At 32.5% G+C, this 19581-nt stretch carries 13 protein-coding genes; 9 read left to right on the forward strand and 4 right to left on the reverse strand.

Going from position 1 to position 19581, the window contains the following annotated elements:
- Position 1 precedes the first annotated feature (1 nt).
- From HM981_RS09595 to HM981_RS09605, 3 genes are all read right to left on the reverse strand, one after another.
- Positions 2-1426: an L-serine ammonia-lyase gene (locus HM981_RS09595; protein ID WP_179338564.1), complete on the reverse strand. Its 1425-nt coding sequence runs from the start codon at positions 1424-1426 to the stop codon at positions 2-4.
- Between the two features lie 132 nt (positions 1427-1558).
- A complete protein-coding gene (locus HM981_RS09600) occupies positions 1559-2044 on the reverse strand; it encodes a dihydrolipoamide dehydrogenase (RefSeq protein ID WP_179338565.1) in 486 nt (161 codons plus the stop codon).
- A 158-nt stretch (positions 2045-2202) separates the two neighbouring features.
- Positions 2203-5772 carry a choice-of-anchor I family protein gene (locus HM981_RS09605; RefSeq protein WP_179338566.1) on the reverse strand — a complete coding sequence of 1190 codons (3570 nt, stop codon included), beginning with the start codon at positions 5770-5772 and terminating at the stop codon, positions 2203-2205.
- A 248-nt stretch (positions 5773-6020) separates the two neighbouring features.
- On the opposite strand from HM981_RS09605, the gene dnaK reads away from it, so the two are divergent.
- The 5 genes from dnaK (at position 6021) to HM981_RS09630 (ending at position 15001) form a co-directional block, all read left to right on the forward strand.
- A complete protein-coding gene (gene dnaK / locus HM981_RS09610; protein WP_179338567.1) occupies positions 6021-7916 on the forward strand; it encodes a molecular chaperone DnaK in 1896 nt (631 codons plus the stop codon).
- Positions 7917-8155: 239 nt separating this feature from the next.
- Positions 8156-9385, forward strand: coding sequence for a class I SAM-dependent rRNA methyltransferase (locus tag HM981_RS09615; RefSeq protein WP_179338568.1), 1230 nt, complete (start codon positions 8156-8158; stop codon positions 9383-9385).
- 176 nt (positions 9386-9561) lie between these two features.
- Positions 9562-10512 (forward strand): NAD(P)H-dependent flavin oxidoreductase, encoded by a 951-nt coding sequence (locus tag HM981_RS09620; RefSeq protein ID WP_179338569.1) that lies wholly within the window; start codon positions 9562-9564, stop codon positions 10510-10512.
- A gap of 333 nt (positions 10513-10845) precedes the next feature.
- Complete coding sequence (locus HM981_RS09625; protein WP_179338570.1) at positions 10846-14586, forward strand: PAS domain S-box protein; 3741 nt, start codon at positions 10846-10848, stop codon at positions 14584-14586.
- A gap of 4 nt (positions 14587-14590) precedes the next feature.
- On the forward strand, positions 14591-15001 hold the full coding sequence (locus tag HM981_RS09630) for a response regulator (RefSeq protein ID WP_179338571.1): 411 nt from the start codon (positions 14591-14593) through the stop codon (positions 14999-15001).
- A 16-nt stretch (positions 15002-15017) separates the two neighbouring features.
- On the opposite strand, the gene HM981_RS09635 is transcribed toward HM981_RS09630, so the two are convergent.
- Complete coding sequence (locus HM981_RS09635) at positions 15018-15656, reverse strand: alpha/beta hydrolase (RefSeq protein ID WP_179338572.1); 639 nt, start codon at positions 15654-15656, stop codon at positions 15018-15020.
- A 53-nt stretch (positions 15657-15709) separates the two neighbouring features.
- Here HM981_RS09635 and HM981_RS09640 point away from each other — a divergent pair, with 53 nt between their 5' ends.
- The 4 genes from HM981_RS09640 (at position 15710) to HM981_RS09655 (ending at position 19509) form a co-directional block, all read left to right on the forward strand.
- Positions 15710-16135, forward strand: a complete 426-nt coding sequence (locus HM981_RS09640; protein ID WP_179338573.1) for a PaaI family thioesterase — start codon at positions 15710-15712, stop codon at positions 16133-16135.
- A 4-nt stretch (positions 16136-16139) separates the two neighbouring features.
- Positions 16140-17267 carry a chorismate-binding protein gene (locus HM981_RS09645; protein ID WP_317167172.1) on the forward strand — a complete coding sequence of 376 codons (1128 nt, stop codon included), beginning with the start codon at positions 16140-16142 and terminating at the stop codon, positions 17265-17267.
- Between the two features lie 31 nt (positions 17268-17298).
- Positions 17299-19059: a 2-succinyl-5-enolpyruvyl-6-hydroxy-3-cyclohexene-1-carboxylic-acid synthase gene (menD, locus tag HM981_RS09650; protein ID WP_179338574.1), complete on the forward strand. Its 1761-nt coding sequence runs from the start codon at positions 17299-17301 to the stop codon at positions 19057-19059.
- 105 nt (positions 19060-19164) lie between these two features.
- Positions 19165-19509 carry a DUF2853 family protein gene (locus HM981_RS09655; RefSeq protein WP_179338575.1) on the forward strand — a complete coding sequence of 115 codons (345 nt, stop codon included), beginning with the start codon at positions 19165-19167 and terminating at the stop codon, positions 19507-19509.
- Positions 19510-19581: the final 72 nt, after the last annotated feature.

A 19581-nucleotide genomic window follows, 5' to 3' on the forward strand; every position in this document is an offset into this window, starting at 1 on the left:
GTTAGCAGTCTGTAAGGTTCACTCCAACTGCCAATCCTCCTTCAGAGGTTTCCTTATATTTAGAACTCATATCCTTAGCTGTTTCCCACATTGTTGCAACAACTTTGTCTAATGGTACTTTTACATTTTTAGGATCTGTATCTAATGCTAATTCGGCAGCATTAATTGCTTTTATAGCTCCCATAGAATTACGTTCTATGCAAGGAATTTGTACCAAACCACCAATAGGATCGCAGGTTAAACCTAAATGATGCTCCATAGCAATTTCAGCAGCTATTAAAACCTGTTCTGGTGTTCCTCCAAGTAACTCACACAAAGCACCTGCAGCCATAGCTGAAGAGACTCCGATTTCTGCCTGACAGCCTCCCATTGCTGCACTAATTGTAGCTCCTTTTTTAAAGATACTTCCAATTTCGCCTGCCACTAAAAGGAATTTTTTAATATGTTCAAAATCGGCATCATGGTTTTCAATGACTAAATAATACATTAATACAGCAGGAACTACACCTGCGCTTCCGTTTGTAGGAGCAGTCACCACACGACCAAGTGCAGCATTTACTTCATTGACAGATAGAGCAAAACAACTTACCCATTTTAAAATCTGTCGGAATTTCACTTCAGTGGTTCTAATAACACCAAGCCATTCTTGTGGGTTTTCGTATTTGCGATCACCAATTAAGTTTTTATGCATATCAAAAGCACGTCGTCTTACATTGAGTCCACCAGGTAAATTACCTTCAGTATGACAACCTGTGTACATGCATTCTAACATGGTATCCCAAATGCGTTTTAATTCAAAATCTATAGACTTTTCTTCTCTTATGGATTTTTCATTTTCTAAAACCACACCAGAAATAGGAAGTTGTAATTGATCACAAAATTTAAGTAATTCGTCTCCGTAAGAAACTGGATAAGGGAATGTGCAGTAGAAAATTATTTTATTGGCTTTAGATAGTTTTCGTTCTTCTTGTACCACAAATCCACCACCAATAGAGTAGTAGGTAGATTTGTAATTACGGCCATTAATTCGTGCTGTAAATACCATGCCGTTAGAGTGAAATGGTAAAAATTTCCGATTAAAAATAATATTGTTTTTAAAATCGAATGGAATGGCTTTTTCATTATTAAACATTAAAACATTGGTTGTTTTAACATCATTAATAATAGTATCAATATTTTCAATTGGCATGCGCTCAGGATCTGCACCTGTTAAGCCTAAAACAACAGCGAAATCTGTAGCGTGTCCTTTTCCTGTTAAGGATAGAGAACCGTAGAGATCTACCGTGATTTTTTCAACCTTATCAAAACGCTTTTTGTCTTTTAGTTCTTGAATCCAGCGTTCTGCTGCGCGCCAAGGACCTAAGGTGTGAGAACTTGATGGCCCTACACCAATTTTAAGCATATCGAATATTGAAATACATTCCATTTACGAAATCGTTTAAGTTTGTCGTAAATATACATTTTGTTATGGCATATAATTAGTTTTTGAAAAAAATGGACGCATAAAAAAAGCCTAAACTTAGGTTTAGACTTTTTAAATATTTTTAATACTTATGGCTTATTGCACATACTCCATAACAACATCATAATCATTAATATCTAGATTTGAACTATTTACAAAGTCTACTGGTAATACGACAATTCTAAAGGTTTGGTTGATTCTTTCATCATCCAATAATAAATTAAAATCGAAAGTAGGATGTGATTCAATGAAAATTGTAACCAAATCATAATTGTGTTCAAAGTTATATTGAAATTCTTCTGTAGAATTCACATAAATGGTTTCTGGAAGGGATTTCCATACATCATAACCCTCTACTTGACCCTTAAGATGATAAACTAAAACCATATCCGATTCATATAAATCAATATCTATGGGGATTTCTATACTTTCTTGATAATTGTTTGTAGATGTAAAATCTATAGTTCTTTCAAACGATTGTCCGACTATAATAACTCCATTGGCTCCCTGTGGTCCTTGATCTCCTGTACAAGAGGTTAATAGTACTGTAAGCGCAAATAATAAGTAAGTGATTTTTTTCATAGTGTCATAATTTTTAATGAAAGTAATAAAATATTAACGTTCTTATTCATGTTGAATTGCATTTAACTAAAAATAGTATTTATAGAAAAAATGATTAAATAAAAAAAACACCTTCAACTTGAAGGTGTTTAATTCTAAATACTATGTTTATGAAATTCTTATTTGATTAAAAGCTTAATGCTCTCACCAGAATTTGTTTTCAAAATATAAGTTCCAGCATTTAAGCTAGGTAATTGTAAACTCATAGTATCTTCTTTAGATGTTATTTCACGACCTTGAATATCAAATAATGAAACAGAAACCGTTTGATTAAAATAAACCGTTTGGTTAGATTTAGTTGGGTTAGGATACATTTTAAAAGCATTAGATGCTAAAGTAAATTCATCCGTGTTTAAAGTGTCGTTATTAAGTGCATAGAAACTTAAGGTAGAACTTACTTCGTTAGCCATAATAACTAAACCAGTAGCATTAGGACTGTTTTCTGCTGAGACATAGATAATCCCTTCAGGACCTAAATCCCCACCTTCGTCATCACCTAAATCTCTATTGTTAATGTATTTTTCAAAAACAGCATTGTTAGGATCTGTAATATTGTATGCCATAAGACCACCAACACGTTCTAAAGTTATAAAAGCGTAAAATTCACCATTAATTTCTGCAACAGTTACACCTTCTGGCTCAGGACCTTTATTGTCACTTCTGTTTTTAAAGTTGTTATTACTATTACTAGCGTTAAATAATTCGCCATAAATTGGATCGTTTGCAGTAATGCGTTCAAAATCATCAGCGCTATCAAAAACTAAAGCACCAGTTGCTGTATTCCAAATACTGAAAGAACGCGAACCAAATACGTGAATTTCATCAATATCACCATCATTGTCTAAATCACCAGTAGCCGTTGTAGCCGTTAAGCGACCTAAGTTGCTATCTAATTGTAAAAATTCAGCATTAGGAAAAATAGTAGGATCTAAGTTTAAATCACTAACACGCTCTTCTTCTGCATAAGTGTCATACTCTCTGGCATCACCTTCGTTGGCAGTTACTAAATAAGTAACACCATTAACTTCATAAGAAGCCATTGCATCTGGCATATACATTCCTTTTATTGGCCAATTTGCTAAGAAAATGAAATCGGTATCATCTGAAGCATCTAAAGTATTTCCTGCTAAAGCATGATCTTTTAAACCTAAAGGTAAAATATCGGTAATTGTATTTGTTGTTAAATCAATAACACCAATAGCATTGTTCTCTTGAAGCGTTACATAAGCGGTTTGAGAATCGTTAGAAAACGTAATGTATTCTGGTTCCATATCTTGAGAAACCGTAGCATTAGGTCCAAATACTCTAACACCTTCTGCTTGAAGCGAAGCTAATTGACTATCAAAAGTATTAAAGTTGATGCTTAAAACATTAGTTTGAGAAATGTTTCCTAGTCCTCCTGTAACATCAATAACAGAAATACTACCTTCAGGATCTACAGAGTAATCATCATTAGGTTGGCCTTCATTGGCAACTAAAAGTTTTGTACCATCAGGAGTGAAACCTACCATATCTGGAAGATTTCCAGCAGTAATCGTAGAAGAGATTACACCATCAATATCAGAAAATACTACAACACCATCTTCTAAAGGTCCTTTAGAAATACCAAGAGCTACTATATTATTCCTATAAGCAACACTTGTTGGGTCACCGTAAGTAGATAAATCAATAGAGCTGATTGTAGTAATGTTAGTGATGTTAGAGAAATCTAAAATCTCTAATTTTTGAGCTACTGAATTTAAAACGAATAAACGTTGAGAAACAGGATCGTGTGCTACAATTTCAGCAGAACCAGCATCATCTACTAAATAGCTTGATACATATTCCATACCTAAAACATCTGTAGGAACAGGAATCATATGGTCTTCATCTAAAATATAAACTCCTGAAGTTTCATGAGCACCAAGTGTTGCGTTAGTTGGATTAGAAAGTTCTAAGATAAAAAGCTCATCCATTTCAGCTAAAGCGTCATTTACAACAGGAATAGTAATTATAATTGCTTCTGTTGTGTTTGCTGGGAAAGTTAAAGTTTGGTTAGCAAAAGTGAAATCATCACCTTCAGTTGCTGTTAATAATTCAGTAACTAAACTAACATCTATAGAAACTGCATCATTAGGTGTTGCAGATAATTCTATAGTAATATCTATAGACGTACCGTCTTCACTAATGACATAAGTACTTTCTGTAAAGCTCACTTGAGGCGTAACGTTGGTTACTGGTGTGTAACTTCCTGGTGAAGCAAAAACATCATCCCCTAAAGATTGACCTACTAAGTTTGTTGCAGGTGTCCAGTTAGTTCCTTCGTTAAAATTAGCATCAGGATTTAATAATTCTAAAGAAGGACCATCACCATCTGCCGTAGTTGGCCAAGGGGCATCATCACTATATTCAACTTGAGAAATTATAGTACCATCAGAATTTTTAATCTCTAATAATTCACCACCATTACCTATAGCGTTAGAAATGGCTTGTGGCATATCTAAAAAAGAAACCCCATAAAAAGCATCTGCTGAAACTTTGTCTGTTGCTAATAATACAATCTCACCAGCAGCAAGCGTCATTTCTGGGAAAGTGAAGTTGAAATTACCTTCATCGTTTACGGTAATTCCACCTAAAGCGATAGAAGATGTTCCGTTATTATAAATTTCTAAAAATTCAAGCGCATCAGAATCATCAGAAGGTGCATTGTACATAATCTCCGTGATGATTAATCCAGACGTTAATCCATTGTAAAATAAATCGTCACTTTCGTAAGCAGTTGTCTGCGTGTTAGATGATACATCCTCTAAATTATTAACAGTTACTTTATAAGCTATACCTTCAGTAAAACCTGAATGTGTAATAGTTGCTTTTAAAGAGCTATTATCATAAACAATAGTACTTATGGTTAACGCAGGACTGAAAACATAATTATTTAGCGTTTCAGCAGAAGCAGTTGTTACGGCTTCTGTGAATGTAATTTCAACGGTGTTTTGGTCTGTTGCTTCAACATTAGCAACACTAGGTGCATTGGTGTCAGAAGTAGAAATAACAAAAGGAGTGGTGTTAAATGGCACATCTGGAGCAACACCATCAATTCCCTGATCACCACTGTCATCTTGTAAGTCATAATTAGACATGTCATTTAAAGCCACCAAATATCCGTTAGCTGTAAAACCAGTTCTTGGTCCATTATATTGCGCAATATCAGTTCCGTTAGTATAAGTGACAACAGTAGTTCCTTCAGTTAAGCCTGTTCCAGTTAAACCTGTTCCTGCACCATCATCATAAGCAGAAGAGGAATTAGACACAGCAGCAATAAAAGTTGTTGGTGTATCTACATCTGTACCTAAGTAAACAAAGATAGCTTCAGCGGAAGCTGACATGCCTCCAGGAGAACCAACAATTGTTCCGTGAGATACATTTGGAGTTGCACTAACGGTATAAAATGTAATAATAGTTCCTGCCGTAATTACGTCAGTACCAGTTTGCCATTCGTAATTAGCTTCGCCAGAATTAAATTCTGTTTCTGCCCATTCTTTGTCTGAAAAGTAAATCGTTGTGTTTGCAGCAATATCTACAAAGGTGACCATGGCAAAGTCATCATCGCCATCAGCATTAAAAGCAACAAACGCCATATCGCCAGTTTCTAATTGGGCACTAACTGCGCAAGAAAAGAAGAAGAATAATAAACGTAATAAATGTTTCATAATTTTTGATTGTTTAGTTTTTGTAAAATTATCAAGCACATGTTGTTTAATGATATACTCAGTATTATTAAAGAATGAAGAAATTTTTAAGAATATTAACTAAAGGTTTAATGAGTGTTATGGCGTAGTCATTCTTAATAACAATTTAATAAAGTGACATCATGTCATATTTTTTGTCATGGCATAATCATTGACTATTACTAATCGAGTTTAAAAATTTATTATACAAAAAAAACATACATACTATTATGAGTAAGATTATTGGAATTGATTTAGGTACAACAAACTCTTGTGTTTCTGTAATGGAAGGTAACGAGCCAGTTGTAATCCCAAACGCTGAAGGTAAAAGAACAACACCTTCGGTTATCGCTTTCGTAGAAGGTGGTGAAATTAAAGTTGGAGATCCTGCAAAAAGACAAGCAGTAACCAACCCAACAAAAACAGTTTATTCTATTAAACGTTTTATGGGTAACAAGTATTCTGAGTCTAAGAAAGAAGCAGAACGTGTACCATATAAAGTGGTAAAAGGAGATAATGATACACCAAGAGTAGATATTGATGGTCGTTTATACACGCCTCAAGAATTATCTGCAATGGTACTTCAGAAAATGAAGAAAACTGCTGAAGATTATTTAGGAACTGATGTTACTGAAGCGGTAATTACAGTACCAGCATATTTTAATGATGCACAAAGACAAGCTACAAAAGAAGCTGGTGAGATTGCAGGTTTAAAAGTTCGTAGAATTATTAACGAACCAACAGCTGCAGCTTTAGCTTATGGAATGGACAAAAAAGGTACAGACCAAAAAATCGTAGTATTTGATTTTGGTGGTGGAACGCATGATGTTTCTATCCTAGAATTAGGTGATGGTGTATTTGAAGTATTATCTACAGATGGTGATACACACTTAGGTGGTGATGATGTTGATCAACGTATTATCGATTGGTTAGCTGAAGAGTTTATTGCAGATGAGTCTATGGACTTACGTAAAGACCCAATGGCTTTACAACGTTTAAAAGAAGCTGCTGAAAAAGCGAAGATTGAATTATCATCTTCAGAACAAACTGAAATTAACTTACCTTACGTTACAGCAACAGCTAGTGGACCAAAGCACTTGGTACGTACATTAACACGTTCTAAATTTGAGCAGTTAATAGACGATTTAATCAAGCGTACAATTGAGCCATGTGCTTCTGCATTAAAAGCAGCAGGTTTATCTAAATCTGATATTGACGAAGTTATTTTAGTAGGTGGTTCTACACGTATTCCTGCAGTTGTAACAGCAGTAGAGAAATTTTTCGGAAAAACACCAAGTAAAGGTGTAAACCCTGATGAAGTTGTATCTCTAGGAGCTGGTATCCAAGGTGGTGTATTAAGTGGTGATGTAAAAGATGTTCTTTTATTAGACGTTACACCATTATCTCTTGGTATTGAAACTATGGGTAATGTTAAAACTAATTTAATTGAGGCTAACACTACGATTCCTACTAAGAAATCGCAAGTATTCTCAACAGCAGCAGATAATCAGCCGTCAGTAGAAATTCACGTTTTACAAGGTGAGCGTCCAATGGCAGCAGATAACAAAACGATTGGTCGTTTCCACTTAGACGGAATTCCACCAGCAAGACGAGGAACACCTCAGATTGAAGTAACGTTTGATATTGATGCCAACGGTATTATTAAAGTATCTGCAGAAGATAAAGCTTCCGGTAAGAAACAAGATATTAGAATTGAAGCATCATCTGGATTAACTGAAGAGGAAATTCAAAAGATGAAAGCAGACGCAGAAGCAAATGCAGACGCAGATGCTAAAGCAGCAGATAGTGCTAAGAAATTAAACGAAGCAGATTCTATGATTTTTCAAACTGAAAGTCAACTGAAAGAATTTGGTGAAAAATTATCTGATGATAAGAAAGCACCAATTGAAGCAGCGCTTGAAGAATTGAAAGCAGCATACGAATCAAAAGATATCGCAGTTATTGAACCAGCTTTAGAGAAAATCAACGAAGCATGGAAAGTAGCAAGTGAAGAAATGTACAAAGCACAAGCAGAAGGTGGTGCTGCAGGTCCTGAAGCAGGAGCAGAGCAACCAGCTGATGAAAATAGCGATGTAGAAGATGTAGATTTCGAAGAGGTTAAGTAAGTAGAGAACCAAAATATGCTTTTCGCATATTTTGAGTGAATCACTTATTCCGAACTTGATTCGGAATCTCATTAAATGTACAAAGTTGAAAGCTTGAACAAGCTAAAGACTGATATTATAAAGTAAAAAACGCAATCATTAATTTGATTGCGTTTTTTTGTTTTATAATGTCATATTCCTAAGGTCTCATTAAAAACATTGTCATTTAGTTTCGTACTTTCGAAGCCTAAAATATAAGCATGTCTTTTTCATATCAAATACCTTCTAATTACGTACCAAAACGATTAGCTGTAAAGCTTAATGCAAAAGGCGAACAATTCGTTGTTAAAGGCCATCCTTGGGTGTTTTCTAACAGTATTACTAAAATAAATGACGATGCCAGCACAGGAGATTTAGCTATTATATTCAGTAAGAATAAAAATAAAGTGGTGGGTTTAGGATTGTTCGATGCAGAGTCGCCAATCCGGATTAAAATAATTCATAACGCAGAAACTAAAGTTCAAATTAATGCTGATTTTTTTCAACATAAAATTGAAAAAGCTTTTGATAAACGTGAAGAGCTACTTAAAACCGAAACCAATAGTTACCGTTTGCTATTTGGAGAAAACGATGGTTTCCCTGGATTAATTGCAGATGTATACGCTAATGTTTTAGTAGTAAAGTTATATTCTGAAATTTGGTTGCCTTATTTAGAGCCTATTTTAGAAAGTTTACAACAAATTTCTAGAGCAGAAACAGTTGTGATGCGTTTAAGCAGAAATTTACAAAACAGTAAAAATCATTCGTTCACTGATGGAGATGTCATTTTTGGGACCCTTGAAGATGAAGTTGTAGAATTTATAGAACACGGAATTAATTTCTCTGCCAATGTGATAAAAGGTCATAAAACAGGCTATTTTTTAGATCATAGAGACAATCGAAGACGTGTTGGAGAATTAAGTAAAGGCAAATCAGTTTTAGACGTGTTTTCTTATGCTGGCGGATTTTCGGTACATGCATTAGCTAATAATGCGACAGAAGTTACCAGCTTAGATATTAGTAAACAAGCCTTGGATATGGCGCGTGCAAATGGGAAGTTGAATGCGTATACAGGACATCATAAAACCATTTCTGGAGATGCCTTTAAAGAAATGAAAGGTTTAATTGAGAAAGGTAAAACTTTTGATGTGGTTGTTATAGATCCGCCTAGTTTTGCTAAGCAACAATCTGAAATTGAATTGGCTAAAAAGAAATATGCGCAATTGGCAGAACTAGGAGAGAAGCTTACTGCTAAAAACGGACTTTTAGTTTTAGCATCGTGTTCCTCTAGAGTATTGGCGCAAGCTTTTTTTGACTTAAACTCTCAAGTCTTAAATTCTCAAACTAGACTTTTTGAAACGGAACTTAAAACGAAGCATGATAGTGACCATCCTATTGCATTTCCTGAAGGAGCGTATTTAAAATGCGGCTATTATAGGTTTTTAGAATAGTTAGACTTTATTTTTATATAGATGTATAAAACGATAATTTTATGTGTATTTAGAATTCTAAGTCTATATTATTGTTGTTTTCTGAATATTTATTATTCTCACTGTAATTATTCATAATAAAGTGTTATGCACGCATAATAAAATACAGTATATTTGTTGTACTAATTTAAGAACTTATGCAAACAAAACTCACTCAGATTCTCAACATAAAATTTCCAATTATTCAAGCACCTATGTTTTTAGTGTCTAATGTAGCTATGGTTACAGAGGCTATGCATGCTGGAATTGCGGGTTGTATTCCTGCTCTAAATTATAGAACTTTAGAAGAATTAAGAGCCGTTATAAAAGAATTAAAAGCTAATAAAGTAGAAGGTGGTTCTTTTGGTTTCAATTTAATCGTTAATAAATCTAACGTTAAATATAAAGGACAACTCGAAGTGATTTGCGAAGAAGGTTGCGATTTTATAATTACTTCTTTAGGAAGTCCTGAAGAAACCATAAAACAAGCACATGCTGCTGGTATAAAAGTGTTTTGTGATGTTACTGACCTAAAATTCGCTAAAAAAGTAGAACAATTGGGTGCAGATGCAGCTATAGCTGTAAACAATGAAGCAGGTGGACATAGAGGTAATTTGTCACCAGAAGATTTAACACATTTATTAAGCAATGAATTACGTATACCTGTGATTTCAGCAGGCGGAGTAGGCTGCAAAGCAGACATTGACAAAATGTTAAGTTATGGTGCAGAAGGTGTTTCTGTTGGAAGTCCATTTATTGCTTCGGTTGAAGCTGGCGTTACAGACGAGTATAAACAAGCTTGTGTAGATTATGGTGCTAAAGACATTATTATGACCGAACGTATTTCGGGTACACCATGTACAGTTATTAATACACCTTACGTTCAAAAAATTGGAACTAAAGCCACTTGGTTAGAAGATTTGCTGAACAAAAATAAAACCTTAAAAAAATGGGTTAAAATGGTTCGGTTTTCAATAGGAATGAAAGCGACTGAAAAAGCAGCAAAACAAGCAACTTATAAAACGGTTTGGGTTGCAGGACCAAGTATTGAGTATACTACAGAGGTTCTTCCGGTGAAAGCTATTGTAGCTAAACTAACTAATTCTTAGTCTATTATTTTAAATTAGAATTAGTCATAAAAATTAAACCAATAGTCTGTAGTTTAGATCACATGAGTCACTTCTCGTGAAATTTTTTAAGAATTTTGAATCAAATAGATTCTTGATAAAATTACTCTTGCTATTTAATTATTTAAGCTTATCAATTAAATTATAGTTTTTAAGTATTCAAAAAAAAATATTTCAGATAGTATTTTTTTTTTGTATTTTAACCTATCGTTATAATAAAGTAAAACTTCCCCCAAGTCATATTTACCCTACTATATACTTGAATTAAAATGTTTTATTATTTATTAATCATAATTAATTTTAGATCATTTTTTAATGAAAGTATTAGAAAAGTCCATCAAAAATAGATACATATTATTTGTCTCTACTTTCATCCTCATTATTTTGGCTATGTTTTTTATTGTACAGCATAGCATTAATTTACAGATTTCAGATGCTCATTTAATTAATGTATCTGGTAGACAAAGAATGTTAAGTCAAAATATATCTAAACTGGCTTATGCTATTAATTACAGTAACTCAATAGGTGAGAATACAAATCGTGTAAAAACTTTAGATTCTCTATTAACTGAATGGGAAAGTAAGCACGAATATCTTCAAATTTATAATGAAAATAAATGGAAAAACACCAGTATTGATTCATTATTGAAAGTTAATGAGACTTATCAAGAAAAAATTTTCAATGCAGGTAAAAATATTGTAATAAAATATACTTCAGGTAATATAGATGTAGATGTTAGTAAGATATCTTTATTAGAAGGTGACTACTTAAACAATACAGATATTCTTGTTTATGAATATCAAAAAGCAACAGAAGAACATTTAAAAGAATTAAAACTAATAATCTATCTATTTGTAATCATTTCATTTTTAATTCTTTTTATAGAATTTGTATTTATTTTCAATCCTGGTTTAAAACAAATATTTCAAAGAAACAAGGAGCTATTAAAATCAAATGATAGCTTGTCTATTTCAGAAAAGAAACTAAAATTAAGCATGTTAAAATTAACAAAGCTTAAGTCAGAATTAGAGTCAAGCGATTTTTTTTATAAAACATTTATAGAACAAATTCCTACTGCTATCGCTATGTTAGACAACAATCTATGCTATTTAGCTGTTTCTAGAACATGGATAAAAGACTATAAATTAGAAGGCAAAGACGTCATTGGTAAATCTCATTATGATGTTTTTCCCGAAATAGGGGAAGATTGGAAAGAAAAAAACAAAAAATGTCTAAAAGGAGCTATTGATAAATGCGATGAAGCACCATTTGTAAGAGAAGACGGAACAACGCAATGGATTCATTGGGATACGCGTCCATGGTATAAGTCTGATGGTAGTATTGGTGGTTTGGTAATGCATACAGGCGATATTACTAAAATTAAAGAAAATGAGAGTAAAAAGAAACGTATAGAAGGCATATTAAAAAAAACCAATCAACTTGCTAGGATTGGAGCTTGGGAAGTAGATTTAATTAACAACAATTCTTATTTAAGTGATGTTGTTAGGGATATTTATGGTATACCAAGTGACTTTGAAATGAGTGCAGAAAAAGGTTTAGAATATTATAAAGAGGGAGAAAGTAGAGATGCCATTGAAAAAGCACTAAAAGAGACTATAGAAAATGGTACACCTTACGATTTGGAGGTTGAGTTAATTAATACAAAAGGTGAAGTTATTTGGATACGTACAACTGGCCAAGCAGAATTGATAGACGGTAAATGTGTTAAGATTTATGGTCTTTTTCAAGATATTAATAGTATAAAATTAGCGCAATTAGCACTTCATAAAACGCATACTGAGTTAAAAGCTATTTTTAATTCTAATGCCGTAGCTATAATTGCTACAGATTTAGATGGAGTAATTAACCAATTTAATCCTGGTGCAGAAATTATTACTGGGTATACTGCAGCTGAAGTTATAGGTATAGAAAAGCCTATTAATTTTCATCTTAAGGAAGAGTATGACAATTTTAAGAAAGATATAGCAGAATTTTACGGTAAAAACCCAGTTGGTTTTAGTCCGCAATTAGAAATGTCTATGCATAACGCTTATGATACAAGAGAGTGGAATTATGTAAGAAAAGATGGTACGTTAATACCTGTTCAACTAACTTTAACTTCTGTAAAAGATGAAAATAATGTTCATATAGGATATTTAGGAGTTTCAACGGATATTTCTGAACGAAAAAAGAACCAAAATAAACTTTTGCGTAAAAATCAGATTTTAAACTTTGCAGAAGAGATTACCTTAATGGGGAATTGGCAAGTAGATGTTGCTAGCAATAAAGTAAAGTGGTCTAATAATTTGTTTAAACTTACAGGGATTGAAGAAACAACAGAAACGACCACTAGTACATATTTAAATATTACACATCCAGAAGATAGACAACGTGTAAATAATAACATGAAGCGCTCTATTGAAGAAAAAGTATTTACAGATATAATACATCGTATTCAGTTGGCAGATGGTACTATTAAAATAGTGCAACTTTTAGGTCAAGTTATTAAAGATGATTTAGGTAATGTTGTAGAAATGATTGGTACGTGCCAAGATGTTACAGCTCAAAAATTAGCAGAGACAGATTTATTAAGAAAAAATTATATATTAAATTTTGCAGAACGAATTACTCAAATAGGGAATTGGCAATGGGATGTTGTTACAGATACTTTAAAATGGTCTTCTAATTTGTATAAAATTTATGAGTATGACGAAAATATTAAAGATTTAAACTACGATACGTTCTTAAGTCAAGTGCATCCAGATGATAAGGATTATATTACTGGTTATGTTGAGAATTCGTTTATAGAAAAAAAGTTTCCTAATAATTTTATACATCGTATTATAACGCGTAGCGGTAAAATAAAAACAGTACATTATTTAGGCGAGGTTATACTAAATGATCAAGGTGAAGTCATTGAAATGATGGGAGCTTGCCAAGATATTACTGAGCAAAAAATGGAAGAAAATAAGTTTAGAGGCTTATTAGAATCTGCACCAGACGCTATGGTTATAGTAGATGAAGCAGGAAAAATTCAACTCATAAATAAGCAATCTGAAAAACTATTTGGATATCCCTCAGAAGAATTAATAGATCAGTTTGTAGAAATACTTATTCCTTCTCAATTAAACCATAATCATTACTTAGATCATAATGGATTATTCTCGTCACCTAGTAATGAACAAATGGGAGTCGATAAAACAAAAGAGTTAGTTGCTAAACATAAAAATGGTAATGAAATTCCTATACAAATAAGCTTAAGTCCGCTAAAAACGGAAGAAGGAATTTTAGTCTCAGCAGCGATACGAGATATTACAATACAGAAATTAGCGCAGAAAAAGATTTTAGATGCAAAACAAGATTTAGAAGTTTTGGCTCAAAAGTTAATGATTCAGAATGAACATTTAGCAGATTTTGCACAGATTACATCTCATAATTTACGAGCGCCTGTAAGCAATCTAAATTCTCTTTTGGGCCTCTATATAGACTCAAATGATCACGATGAAAAACAGCTTTTATTTCAAAAGTTTGAATCTGTGATTAAGCATCTAACGTTTACTTTAAATACATTAGTTGAAGCTATAAAAATTAGAGGAGATAAATCAAGGCCTAAGGAAAATATTAGGTTTATTGATGTTTTAGATAAAACGAAAGAGCTATTAAGTGGCGAAATCATAGAAACAAACGCCGTAATTACATCAGATTTCTCAAAGGTTTCAAATATTAATTACAATAAAATTTATTTAGAAAGTATTTTTCTTAACTTGGTGAACAATGCAATAAAATATAAATCAAAAGACAGAACACCAGTCATTAAAATTGAAACAGAATTATTTGAAGGAAGAACTAAGTTAACCATCAGTGATAATGGCTTGGGAATAAATTTAAATAGACATGGTGATAAAATATTTGGTTTAAACAAAGTATTTCATAGGCATCCAGAGGCAAGAGGTGTGGGTTTATACATGACTAAAACACAAATTGAAGCAATGGATGGCGAAATTTCAGTGGTGAGTAAAATAAATGAAGGTTCAATATTTACAGTAATTTTTTAACTAAATGAATAAACAATTTAATATTTGTGTGATAGATGATGATGACATTTATCAATTTACCATTTTAAAAGTCTTAGAATCTATTAAGTTAAATAAGAAAGTGATCTTTTTTTCAGATGGAGAAGAGGCCCTAGATTTCATGACCGCTAATCTTTTAAATGATACAGAATTGCCAGATGTTATCTTTTTAGATATTAATATGCCTATAATGGATGGCTTTCAGTTTATGGAAGAATATGTAAAAATAAAACCAGAGTTAAATAAGAAAATCACAATTTATATGGTCTCTTCTTCTGTCGATGCTGTGGATATAGAGCGCGCTAAAAGTATCAGTGATATATCAGATTATATTATAAAGCCAATAGAACCCAAACAGTTAAAAAAAATCATGCACGATTTGGAACAAAAGATGTAAGTTAAATTACCATTATTTAAACCAAAGCTTCAATAAATTCAACATTAACCACATGTTTTCCTTTAAACGGAAGTAGCATTAATCGGCTGCCAAAAAGTGATTGAGCGCGTTCCGTTTCTAATTGAATTCTACTATCATCCAAGTACTCATCTTCAGTGCCGTAAATTAATTTTACTTGAGTAGTTTTAGATAAATACTCAAAATCTTCCGCATTTAATTCTTTAGGGATTCCGCCAGAATGTATAACCAATTGTTGGCATTGTAATTGTCTTTTTGCGACATACCGCATGGCAACACTCACGCCTTGAGAATACCCAAAAATAATAAGGTTAACATCAGTAGGGATTTGTTCAGCTTCTAAAACAGCATCAAAATAATTAGTGATATTTTTCATTCCAGATTCTGTACTATCACGTGTTAACCAATTGGCACCAACGTGCATTTTTGGTTGAATATAAAATTTACTTGGAGCTTGTGGTGCGATGATATAGTTTTCTTCAGCATTCAAGTTTTTAAAATATCGTAAAAAATACCGACTCAAATAACCCATACCATGGCAAACCAACCAAACCGTTTTAGTTTGCTTAGATAATGTATTTAAAGTAGAGTAGGAGTTACTACTCTTGTATATAATTTCTTTCTCTTGTGAATTCATTATTCTAGGCGGTTTCTGTATCTTTGTAATAGATTCAAAAATAGTATTTTTATATGCAAATGACTAAAAAGGACTTCCTAGAAAAAGCCAATGCAGCAAGTAAAAACACTTTAATGGAAACCTTAGATATTGAAATGGTGGACTTTGGAGATGATTTTTTAATTGCCAGAATGCCTGTAACACCAAAGGTTCATCAACCAGATGGAGTATTACATGGAGGTGCAACAGCTGCATTAGCAGAAAGTGTTGGGAGTTTTGCGTCACATATTTTTATAGATACCGAAAAGATGTTTGTGCGTGGTTTAGAAATTACAGCCAACCATCTTAAAAGTGTAAAAGACGGTTTTATATATGCAAAAGCTACATTTTTACACAAAGGTAGAACCACACAACTTTTAGATATTAGAGTAACAGATGAAGCAGATAATTTAATTTCTATTTGCAGATTATCTACCATTTCACTCCCAAAAAAGAAATAGTTAAATGATGAATGAAGATTCATTTTTTGAGGCTTTAGAGACTCAGTATGCTAAAGAATTACCTTTTGTAGTTTATAGCAGGCCCATAAATTCTATAATTAAATGTTGGTTACAAAAGGATGCTGTCCTGCATACAACGGATTCATTTACAGAAAGCGGTTTTGTATTTGCGCCTTTCAATTTTAACGAACAGCGTATTCTTTTACCCGAAACTGAATGTGAGCATCATAGTTTTGAGGTTGAATCTGATCTTGAAATTGAAAATAATCCATTAATCAAGTCAACTAATTTAGATGAAGATGCGAGACTTAATCATATCAATTTAGTCGCAAAAGGTATTGAAACTATTAAAAATACGGAACTTAAAAAGGTTGTTTTATCGCGTTGTGAAACACAAACTATAAAGGATACAAATCCAATTTCAATTTTTAAAAGGCTTTATAATACGTATAAAAATGCGATGGTATATTGTTGGTACCATCCTAAAGTAGGTTTATGGATTGGTGCAACACCAGAGTTATTATTTAAAGTTGAAGGCAAACAACTAACCACAATTTCTTTAGCTGGTACACAAGCTTATAATTCTGAATCTGAAGTGACTTGGACAACCAAAGAATTTGAAGAACAACAGATTGTAACCGATTATATTACAGAACAAATAGAACCCTATACAAAACGAATAAATATATCTGAAGTTGAAACCATAAGAGCAGGAAATTTACTTCATCTTAAATCTAGAATCACAAGTTTAATAGACCCTTCAGCAAATTTAAAATCTATAATTGAAGCCTTGCATCCAACTCCGGCGGTTTGTGGATTCCCAAAGCAAATCGCGAAAGATTTTATACTGGAAAATGAAAATTACGATAGGGCCTTTTATACTGGTTTTTTAGGTGAATTAAATTTAAAACAATCTAAAACAAGAAATACCAACAGACGTAATGTAGAAAATAATGCTTATGCTGTGGTAAAAACACAATCTAATTTTTATGTGAATTTACGCTGTATGCAATTACAAGAAGCAAAAGCCTTAATTTATGTTGGTGGCGGAATTACTAAAGATTCTAACCCAGAGAAAGAATGGGAAGAAACGGTAAATAAAACCAAAACTATAGGCAGTATTCTAGATTAAGAAAGGAACAAATTTCTTACTTTTGCTACTCATGAAGCATTCTAAAATACCTTTATCGCAGACCGTTGTTACTTTATGTAAAACGCATAATGTAAAACATATTGTTATCTCTCCAGGTAGCAGAAATGCACCTTTAACCATTGGTTTTACACACGATGATTTTTTTAATTGTTACAGTATTGTAGACGAACGTTGTGCTGCCTTTTTTGCTTTAGGTATAGCACAGCAATTACAAGAACCTGTCGCTGTTGTTTGCACATCTGGTAGTGCATTATTAAATTATTATCCAGCCATTGCAGAAGCCCATTACAGTAATATTCCATTAGTGGTTTTATCTGCAGATAGACCAAAACATTTGGTAGATATTGGAGATGGACAAACCATTAAACAGAAAAACGTTTATGGAGAACACGTGCTTTATAGTGCCAATTTAAAACTCGATTTAAAAGACGAAAAGCGAATTTCTTCAGAAGGAGAATTACGAATGTTAAAAAGCTTAGAAACTAAACTTGAGCGCTTTTTAGGACTTCAAAAAGATATTCAGTCGTATAATGAATCTGAAATTCATGATACATTATCCTTATCTAAAATAAAATCAGGTCCAGTTCATATAAATATTCCTTTCGATGAACCGTTGTATGATATTGTAGATGAATTATCTATAAACCCTAAACCCTTCAAACTTCAAAATAGTATAGATAAAATTGATGATTTTGAAATTAAGAGTTTACTTGATGTTTGGCAAAACGCTAAACGAAAAATGATTTTAGTAGGTGTTTTACAACCCAATTCTATAGAAGAACAATGGATACAAGAGATTGCAGATGATGATAGTATTTTAGTGTTTACGGAAACCACATCTAATTTACACCATCCTGATTTTTTTCCAGGTATTGATAAAATGATAGCACCTTTAGATGAAGATGGTTTAAAGGCTTTACAACCCGATGTTTTATTAACTTTTGGTGGTTTAGTGGTTTCAAAAAAGATAAAAATATTTTTAAGAAATTACCAACCAGAACGGCATTGGCATGTAAGTTTAACTAAAGCTAATGATACGTTCTTTTGTTTAGAAAAACATATAAAACTACGTCCAAATACATTTTTAAGTTCGTTTTTGCCGCGGGTTACACATCATACCAAAAGTACGTATAAAGCCACTTGGCTAGAGGTGAGACAAAAACGACGCAAAAAGTCAGAGGAGTATTTACAAACCTTACCTTTTTCGGATTTTACAGTATTTAATTCGGTATTAAAAAGTGTTCCAAAGCAAAGTCAATTACAAGTTGGTAACAGTTCTGCCATTCGCTATACACAGCTATTTAATATTTCAAAAAGTATCGATGTTTTTTGCAATAGAGGTACAAGCGGAATAGATGGAAGTACAAGTACAGCAATTGGTGCTGCTGTGGCAAATACAGAGCGTACAACGTTTGTAACTGGAGATTTAAGCTTCTTTTACGATAGTAATGCGTTATGGAATAATTATATTCCTAAAAGCTTTAGAATTATAGTGGTTAATAATGAAGGTGGAGGCATTTTTAGGATTCTTCCAGGACATAAAAACACAGAAAATTTTGATCGCTATTTTGAAACAAAACATCATTTAAGTGCTAGACAATTAAGTGAGATGTTTGGTTTTGATTATGTCATTGCAAAAGACCAAACCGAATTAGAAGAACAGCTTAATTCGTTTTATAAAGTGTCTAAGCAGCCAAAGTTGTTAGAAGTGTTTACTCCTGCGCGCTCTAATGATCAGATTTTGTTAGATTATTTTAAATTTATAAAGTAATTAAACTATTAAGTATGAGTTATAAGTGACTTTTTAGTTTTTGATGTGTCTAAAAAATACTTACCTTTAGTGAGACTAATAATTTAACTTAAAACAAAAACTATCATGAGTAAAAGAGATGATTTAATCGTAAAGTATGCAGCAGATTTAAAAGATAAATGTGGAGTTAATCCAGATATGGATTTATTAACAAAAGTTACTGTAGGCTTAGGGCCTTCTATATACAATGCAGATTCTTCTACTGTTTCTGGTTCAGATGCAAAGGAATTAGCTACTGTTAAAAATAATTTCTTAATCAAAAAATTAGGATTAAGTGATAGTGATGATTTAGATAAAGCTATTGATTCTGTAATTGAAACTTACGGAAGATCAAATAGAACAAAATACAGAGTTGTTGTTTATTATTTATTAGCTAAGCATTTCAAAAAAGAGGCTGTTTATTCTAAATAGTATTTACAAAAAATAGTAAAGAAGCGTTATTTAATTATAACGCTTTTTTTATGCACTTATATTTATTTTAGG

The organism is Winogradskyella ludwigii, from assembly GCF_013403985.1.
Taxonomy (GTDB): domain Bacteria; phylum Bacteroidota; class Bacteroidia; order Flavobacteriales; family Flavobacteriaceae; genus Winogradskyella; species Winogradskyella ludwigii.

What these genes read in the sequence shown, in the direction of transcription:
- HM981_RS09595 (WP_179338564.1), bottom strand. Translation starts at nt 1,426, where the DNA reads ATGGAATGTATTTCAATATTCGATATGCTTAAAATTGGTGTAGGGCCA.
- HM981_RS09600 (WP_179338565.1), bottom strand. Translation starts at nt 2,044, where the DNA reads ATGAAAAAAATCACTTACTTATTATTTGCGCTTACAGTACTATTAACC.
- HM981_RS09605 (WP_179338566.1), bottom strand. Translation starts at nt 5,772, where the DNA reads ATGAAACATTTATTACGTTTATTATTCTTCTTCTTTTCTTGCGCAGTT.
- dnaK (WP_179338567.1), top strand. Translation starts at nt 6,021, where the DNA reads ATGAGTAAGATTATTGGAATTGATTTAGGTACAACAAACTCTTGTGTT.
- HM981_RS09615 (WP_179338568.1), top strand. Translation starts at nt 8,156, where the DNA reads ATGTCTTTTTCATATCAAATACCTTCTAATTACGTACCAAAACGATTA.
- HM981_RS09620 (WP_179338569.1), top strand. Translation starts at nt 9,562, where the DNA reads ATGCAAACAAAACTCACTCAGATTCTCAACATAAAATTTCCAATTATT.
- HM981_RS09625 (WP_179338570.1), top strand. Translation starts at nt 10,846, where the DNA reads ATGAAAGTATTAGAAAAGTCCATCAAAAATAGATACATATTATTTGTC.
- HM981_RS09630 (WP_179338571.1), top strand. Translation starts at nt 14,591, where the DNA reads ATGAATAAACAATTTAATATTTGTGTGATAGATGATGATGACATTTAT.
- HM981_RS09635 (WP_179338572.1), bottom strand. Translation starts at nt 15,656, where the DNA reads ATGAATTCACAAGAGAAAGAAATTATATACAAGAGTAGTAACTCCTAC.
- HM981_RS09640 (WP_179338573.1), top strand. Translation starts at nt 15,710, where the DNA reads ATGCAAATGACTAAAAAGGACTTCCTAGAAAAAGCCAATGCAGCAAGT.
- HM981_RS09645 (WP_317167172.1), top strand. Translation starts at nt 16,140, where the DNA reads ATGATGAATGAAGATTCATTTTTTGAGGCTTTAGAGACTCAGTATGCT.
- menD (WP_179338574.1), top strand. Translation starts at nt 17,299, where the DNA reads ATGAAGCATTCTAAAATACCTTTATCGCAGACCGTTGTTACTTTATGT.
- HM981_RS09655 (WP_179338575.1), top strand. Translation starts at nt 19,165, where the DNA reads ATGAGTAAAAGAGATGATTTAATCGTAAAGTATGCAGCAGATTTAAAA.